General features: G+C 35.7%; 1 protein-coding gene. It reads left to right on the top strand.

Annotated elements, in window-relative coordinates:
- On the top strand, positions 1-235 hold a 235-nt coding region (locus ETC27_RS18365; RefSeq protein WP_205742808.1), incomplete at both ends, for a hypothetical protein.

Here is a 235-nt window from a genome sequence, read left to right as displayed (position 1 = left end):
AATGGCTCAGCAGTAATCAATTTCAAGAGTTAGATAATTTCTTACAAATCGAAGACTCTATTCGCTCTTTTGTCAATGCGTTTAGTGCACAAGACGCCGCACGCTACATTACCAGCGGCATTGAATCTCTGAGTACTTTTACTTTCACACTTGCTTCACAGCTTTTCCGTATTGTTGTTGGCATTATCATTTCAATTTATCTTTTGTTATATAAAGAAAGTATCTTACAGATTCT

The organism is Onishia niordana (genome assembly GCF_004798965.1).
Classification (GTDB): domain Bacteria; phylum Pseudomonadota; class Gammaproteobacteria; order Pseudomonadales; family Halomonadaceae; genus Onishia; species Onishia niordana.
Note: the sequence above shows the minus strand (reverse complement) of the source record. Positions and strands in the feature narration are given on the sequence as shown.